This is a genomic window from Streptomyces sp. NPDC057682, from assembly GCF_042799575.1.
Classification (GTDB): Bacteria; Actinomycetota; Actinomycetes; order Streptomycetales; family Streptomycetaceae; genus Streptomyces.
The window spans coordinates 36,183-42,136 of record NZ_JBHVIN010000003.1 but is presented as its reverse complement, the minus strand read 5'-3'; the positions used below and the strand labels follow the sequence as shown (position 1 = coordinate 42,136).

Sequence of the window (5,954 nt, the reverse complement as noted above, 5' to 3'; positions counted from 1 at the left end):
GACGAATCGTCGCGGCCCACCCACACGCCTTCCGCGCGTCCGCCGCCCAGGAACTGGTGAGGAGCCGGGCATGGGTAATGAGTTTCGGGGCACCCGAGAGAAGTGTCCGGGATTTCCTCAAGGATGATGACATTCGGCGCTCGACTCCCCGTCTCCCCCTTTGCTTGGTGACCAGCGGGGACTGGTTGAATGAAGGTCATTATTTTGGGTATGCGGGGTCCTGAGGAAGGTGTCCCGGCTTTCCGAGGCGTGGCTCACATTTAAGAGGTCGCCCGGAAATGCGAGATGCTGAAGGGTGCGGTCGCCCCAGTGGTCGACCGGGGAGCGGGGATCGATGCCGCTGCCGACGGCTGAGACGATTGAGATCGTCGTGTTCGTCGCCACCCCGTTCGTGCGGGCGCACCCTGTCCCTTCGGATGTCCTCGATGATGAACCGGCTTCGGGGCGCGGTCGGGATGTGGCTCAGCGGGCTGGAGAGGTCCTACTCCGGCACCCGGTGGGAGAGCGGCCGGACAGCGCGGTCGTCGTCATCTCGTTCCCGATCAGTGCGACCGGGCTGCTGTTGTTGTCCGGCGTGGCACCGAGCGACGGATACGCCTCCGGAGTACTTCCCGGCATGCTCGTCACGAGCCTCGGGTGCGGGATGGGTCTGCCGGCGCTGACCGTCGCGGCACTCACGGGCACCACCGAGGAGAACGCCGGGCTCGGCATGGCAGTCCTGAGCTCCGTTCAACAGGTCGGAGGTGCTGTGGGAGTGGCGGTGCTCGTCGCTCTGGCCACGCGCCGCAGCGACGCCCCGGCCGGCCTCCGGCCCGCCGCGACGGAAGGCTTCTCCTACGAGCTCACGGTTGCTGCCGCTCGGCGCTGTCCTCGTGGCCACCTTGCTCGGGAAGAACCGCCCCTCAGAAGGTGCGCTCGACACCGGAGAACCTGCGGCCAACCACGGGAACCGTACGTAGCCCGCCCGATCTCCCCAGGCTTCCCACACCGGGGCACCAACTCAGCATCCGGCCCGGCCCCGTCCGCGCAGCCATCGCCGCGGCCGAGCAGCGGGAAGCCGAGCGGCGGCAGGACGGGGAGCGACGGACGCCGGTGCCGGACCGGACCGTCGAACCCAGCACCGGCGTCGGCTATCCACCCCGCGGGATCCTCGGCGGCGACTGCTGCTCCGCCAACAGCGGCGACAGGTCATCGACCGCGACCAGGCCCGCGCGCTGCTGGCGGACCGTGTCCGGGAGTGCGCGCACTCGGCACGGACACCACCCTCGCCATGGAGCAGCCGACCGAACGGTCCACAATTCCGCGGCGCAGGACCGGACCGTGAAGTACCCCCAGCATGCCCGCCCTCGCCCGGGCCGAGCGCCCGAACCGAGGTGCTGAGGGCGGTCCTGCCGATCGCGGCGTGCGCATGTGCCGCGCCCATTGCGGGAGCTGGGCCGGCGCACCCACCGCGAACGCCACTCGGGTGCTCACCGCACTGAGCGTTCCAATGCGCCTCGATGGTCGGAAACCCACTGGAAGGCCGTCCGGACGTGGGTTACGGCTCCTGCGTCACGGAGCCGGGTCATGGCGATATCACCGGCATCAGCCTGGGAGTCGATGCCCCGCCAGCACCGGTCCTGCCACCACAGGATCGTGGACACGAGACCTTGCCGGTCCGCCAACTCGTAGGTGTCAACGATCAGCCTCAACTCGGTGAGCCACAGGCGGTTCGGGCCGGTCGCGGTGAAGGCCCGGTTCACCAGGTCGTCGTGGACCGGCGGGCCGGCTTTCCTGGTCCTGCCGCGTTTCTTGCCGAACACGCTCCACCAGCGGTTGTCCCGGCAGATCCGCCACGCGGTCCGGTCGGACATGTCGGCCCCGGCGTCGCGGGCCTCGTCGGCCAGGAAGCGGTAGCCGAACTCCGGGTCGTCGCGGTGGGCGGCGACCAGTGCGTGCGCGCGATGGGCCCCGGCAAGCTCGGCAGCGGTCACCGGGTCGTCGAGCCAGCGGTAGTAGGGCTGTCTGGCGAGCTTCAGCACCCGGCACGTCACCGTGACGGGCACCCCGCCTGCGGCCAGCTCCTTCACGAGCGGGTAGATCCTTTTCCCGGCAGGTTCGCCTGAGACAGATAGGCCGCCGCCCGCCGCAGGACCTCGTTCTCCTGCTCCAGCAACTTGATCCGCCGACGCGCTTCCCGCAGTTCCGCGCTCTCCTGGCTCGTCGTCCCCGGCTTCACGCCGTCGTCGATGTCCGCACGGCGCATCCACTTCCACAACGTCATCGCGTGGACACCGAAGTCGGCGGCCACCTGCTCGATCGTGACGCCCGGACCGCGGTTCGTCGCGACCCGCACGACGTCCTCGCGAAACTCCTGGGGATAGGGCTTGGGCACAGCGACATCCTTCCCACCTGCCCCACAGGGCAAGCCAGTTCAGATGTCACCCGATCGTGCGGCAGACCCCTTCGGCCGAAGGCGGTTGCCGACCTAGCCGGTCAGGGCCGGGAGGGCGGCAGCGTGCCCGGGCTCCACACCAGTGGTCGACGAAGCCGACAAGCGGAAGGGTGGCAGCCATGGGCGGGGCGCGGAGGACAACGTGCAAGGATGCCAGGATGTCTCGCCGATCACGCCTTCTGTCGTGGGCCGCCGTAGCGGCCGTATCTGCCGCACTGCTCGGCCTGCTCCTCTACGCCTTGGACAACAAGCGTGACAACGAGGTCTTCCCGGCCAGCACGGAAGCCACGTCACCCGCGGTGGCTCGTACGGCGCGTGAGCATCTTCAGCTGTCCCACCCATCGGGGAAGGAGAAGACGGTGCGGATGACGGTAGACGGGATACTGCGCGAGCAGCACTACAACACCGTTACGGGCACTCTGGACTTTCTCAACGATGAGGGCGAGGTCGTAGACCGGGTTCCCTTCCATCAAGGGGGTCTCGCCGAAGGGCCGATAGAGAGCACGACCAGCGAGCACACTCCGAACCAGCGTGCCGAGGACATCACTTCGGTCAGGCTTGGACCCGGCTTGAAATTCTCACAGTGGCGCGACAAGAGGTAGGAACTCGTAACACCATCATGACCGAATTTTCCTGAGGCGTCGCCAGCAGACTAAGGGCTTGCCGGAAAACAAGTCGTGGCTTCCAACGGTCGGACTCGTTGTTCTGGTACGGGGAGATCAGAGGGGGCCGAGGATGTCCTGGCGGCGAAGTTCGAGGCGTTGTTGCCGCCTCTCGATGAGCGTCAGCGTCGGCTGGCCATAGGGGCGGAGGCGCTGTCGCTGGGGCATGGTGGCATCAGGCTCGTCGCCGCAGCGGCCGGGGTTCGGGAGGGTACGGTCCCGCGCGGAGTGGCCGAACTGGATTATGGCCAGCTGCTGTTACTGGGGTTGAACTCGTGGAGTCGTAGGGCCTGACGGCTTGTCGCCCGTGCGGTATCACCGGTGCATGCGGTATCCGCAAGGGGGCGGGCTGACCGCCGAACGGCAGGAGTTCCGCGAGGAGTTACGGATCCGGGCTGCCGAGAGATCGAGCACAGACTGTTCTCCCGCATCACCATGAACTGGCGAGGCAGAGCCCTGACCAGTTACGAAGTAATGATCCAGACCATCGCGGCAACCACCAGCCGCACCGGCCTCACCGTCCAGGCCGAACTCGACAGCGGCGAGTACCCCACCGGCATCCGCATCAGCGATGACGAGATCGCCGCCCTGCCCCTCGCCAGGCATCGCTTCCACGGCGACTGGAACTACACCCTTCACTCCCAGCCCGTGGGCACAGTGACCACCGGCGCCACCCCAGACGAGGCTCCGGTGGACCACTCGACTCACCTCTTAGGTTGGCGGCTGTGAGTGCGAGGGGGCGGAGTTACCGATACGTCGGGCCGGTGGAGCCGAAGGCTGCGGCCCGACCCGGCAGCGGCGGGTGCCCGATCCGCTCGGCGGCTGACTGCGACGGTTGGATCACTGAGCGATCGGCAGCAGAGCTGACCGAACCGTTCACCTTCGTGGTCGGCACGGACGGTGTGCTTCGGCTGGCGCCGCGGCGAAGCGAGCACGTGGCCTGCGCTGGTGGGGACAGTACCCCCGAACCTCACCGACACACGGAGCCGCGCCCCACTCCGGTCAGGCTGGCGTAGCCCCGGAGGGCCCGGCCTCAGGGGTGTGCGGGCGGCACCGCGGCGGCGGAGGCCGTGCCGAGCGGCCACGCCGCGATGTCGCGGTAGTGGAGCTGTCCCGGGCGGCTCCCCGCGTTGCTGCCCACCAGGTGCAGGCACTCGGCGGGCCACGTGCGGCCCCGGAACTCCGTGAGCAGCGCGGCGATCTCCCCGGCCGACGTGTGGTCGCCCGGCGCACCCGGGCGAGGGTCGGATGGGGGCGCAGCGGCCGGTCCTCCAGGGCGATCCCGTGGTCCCGGACCACAGCCCGTACGCCGTCGGCGAGCCGGTGCAGTGCGTCGAGGCCGCCGTCGACCCCGCTCCACGCCACCCGCCCGTCGAACGTGCCGCTGCCGTGCAGAGCCAGGCGCGGAGCGGGCTGGGACGCGGCGAGAGCGGCGAGCGGCGGACACAGCAGCGGAACGCTGTCCACCTGGAGTGCGCCCAGGAACGCCAGGGTGATGTGTCAGTCCTCCATCCGGTTCCACCGCACCTGGGGATGCGTCGCGTAGGCGGGCCGCAGTTCCTGGGCCGGTTCGTTTTTCGCCGGGTCGGGCGGAGCGAGGGCGATGAACACGCCCACGGTCGCGGGCGGGGTCTCTTCGGTCGCCCGGCATTCGTATCGCATGCGGGGCCGGCCGCCCCCCCGGCGGGTGGCCGTCGGCGCCGAACCCCGGAGAATTACACGGAGTGATGGGAATGGCCATTGATTTCGAATGGGGCGCGCACCCGGCGCACGGGAGCGCGGTGTGTTCGGCGCGTGCCCGTGCATGAGGGGGTGTACGCCGGCGGTTATCCGAATGTGTGCGGTTCGTATTTAGTGAAATGTGCACAATCGGGACATCGGGTGGCTGAAATTTTCCGGAGGAGTGGGCTTGGCATATGTCTCCGGCCGGCCTTCCCGCACGCCACCTCGTGCGGACTGATAAGTAATGGGCCGAATTCGTCTCTCGTGCTGTCGGTGGTCCTCTATGGTGACTGGCGTGAACGGGCGAAGCCGGACGACCGGCCGGCCATCGGCGTCACACCGGTATCCCGAGGCGTAACGTATCTCCGCCCATGCGGCCGTACTTGCGCGACAGGGGGCGGGCGGTCCGGTGGCGGGGGAGCGGGGAATCCGCGCGGCGGGCCCGGGTATATCTGAAGAACATGCGGTGGCATGTAGGAAAACAAGTGGGGGGACGGTCGTGACCAATCCTTTCGATGACGAGTCGGGTCGGTTCGTGACGCTGGTGAACGGCGAGGGCCAGTATTCGCTGTGGCCGGCGCACATCGAGGTTCCGGGGGGCTGGAGCGTCGGCGGTCCCGAGGGTTCGCGACAGGAGTGTCTCGACGCGATCGAGGCCGCGTGGACGGACATGCGGCCCGCGGGCCTGGTGCGGGCGATGGAGGCCGACGCCGGGTAGGGCGGCGCGCGGGCCTGTGGGCCGCCCTGGTTCGCAGGCCCGCGCGTCTCAATCGGTCGATGTCGTTCCCATGCGGGCACATTCGATCAGCCCGGGATGACGATCGATCACGTTCCGGCGAGAAATATTCATTCCGCTGTCACGCGGCTTTATTTCCTCATCGATGTACTGCATCGATGTACTGCATTGATGGGCTGTGTGCCGCATTGAAGGACCGCGCGTCGACCTGTCCTCGATAGGCGAGCTCGCGCCCGGTTTCCGCAACGGGAAGCCGGTCCCGTGGTGCCCGATGCCGGGGCCGGTGACGTACTCCTCGTAATTACCCGCCCGTTGTCGGTCATGAGTGCCGCACCGGCACGGCCGGCTTCGTCCTGCCCTCTTCGTCCCCCGCAAGCTCTCCCCGAAGGTGTGTCCCGGC

Annotated in this window: 5 protein-coding genes and 4 pseudogenes; 5 read left to right on the top strand and 4 right to left on the bottom strand. The window is 68.4% G+C overall.

The genetic code is table 11. The annotated features are described in order from the left end of the window. Positions 1–496: 496 nt before the first annotated feature. Positions 497–959: pseudogene (locus ACFVDM_RS05420) on the top strand (MFS transporter); the annotation flags it as partial. Positions 960–1,469: 510 nt separating this feature from the next. Here the strand turns inward: ACFVDM_RS05420 and ACFVDM_RS05415 are convergent. Then, on the bottom strand, positions 1,470–2,069 hold the full coding sequence (locus tag ACFVDM_RS05415; protein ID WP_383633609.1) for a hypothetical protein: 600 nt from the start codon (positions 2,067–2,069) through the stop codon (positions 1,470–1,472). Continuing rightward, positions 2,066–2,374: a transposase gene (locus tag ACFVDM_RS05410; RefSeq protein ID WP_383633606.1), complete on the bottom strand. Its 309-nt coding sequence runs from the start codon at positions 2,372–2,374 to the stop codon at positions 2,066–2,068. Before ACFVDM_RS05410 ends, ACFVDM_RS05415 begins: the two co-directional genes overlap by 4 nt. Before the next feature lie 218 nt (positions 2,375–2,592). On the opposite strand from ACFVDM_RS05410, the gene ACFVDM_RS05405 reads away from it, so the two are divergent. From ACFVDM_RS05405 to ACFVDM_RS05395, 3 genes and pseudogenes are all read left to right on the top strand, one after another. Continuing rightward, positions 2,593–3,036: a hypothetical protein gene (locus ACFVDM_RS05405; RefSeq protein ID WP_383633603.1), complete on the top strand. Its 444-nt coding sequence runs from the start codon at positions 2,593–2,595 to the stop codon at positions 3,034–3,036. A 462-nt stretch (positions 3,037–3,498) separates the two neighbouring features. Continuing rightward, a pseudogene (locus tag ACFVDM_RS05400) lies at positions 3,499–3,825 on the top strand (ISAzo13 family transposase); the annotation flags it as partial. After that, positions 3,822–4,052 (top strand): annotated as a pseudogene (locus ACFVDM_RS05395) (hypothetical protein); the annotation flags it as partial. The pseudogenes ACFVDM_RS05400 and ACFVDM_RS05395, both read left to right, overlap by 4 nt. A 77-nt stretch (positions 4,053–4,129) precedes the next feature. Here the strand turns inward: ACFVDM_RS05395 and thpR are convergent. Continuing rightward, a pseudogene (gene thpR, locus ACFVDM_RS05390) lies at positions 4,130–4,758 on the bottom strand (RNA 2',3'-cyclic phosphodiesterase). A gap of 559 nt (positions 4,759–5,317) precedes the next feature. Here thpR and ACFVDM_RS05385 point away from each other — a divergent pair. After that, on the top strand, positions 5,318–5,536 hold the full coding sequence (locus tag ACFVDM_RS05385; RefSeq protein ID WP_073969135.1) for an MbtH family protein: 219 nt from the start codon (positions 5,318–5,320) through the stop codon (positions 5,534–5,536). A gap of 48 nt (positions 5,537–5,584) precedes the next feature. Here ACFVDM_RS05385 and ACFVDM_RS05380 read toward each other — a convergent pair whose 3' ends face one another. Then, positions 5,585–5,710 carry a hypothetical protein gene (locus ACFVDM_RS05380; RefSeq protein WP_383633600.1) on the bottom strand — a complete coding sequence of 42 codons (126 nt, stop codon included), beginning with the start codon at positions 5,708–5,710 and terminating at the stop codon, positions 5,585–5,587. Positions 5,711–5,954: the final 244 nt, after the last annotated feature.

What these genes read in the sequence shown, in the direction of transcription:
- ACFVDM_RS05405 (WP_383633603.1), top strand. Translation starts at nt 2,593, where the DNA reads ATGTCTCGCCGATCACGCCTTCTGTCGTGGGCCGCCGTAGCGGCCGTA.
- ACFVDM_RS05380 (WP_383633600.1), bottom strand. Translation starts at nt 5,710, where the DNA reads ATGCAGTACATCGATGAGGAAATAAAGCCGCGTGACAGCGGAATGAAT.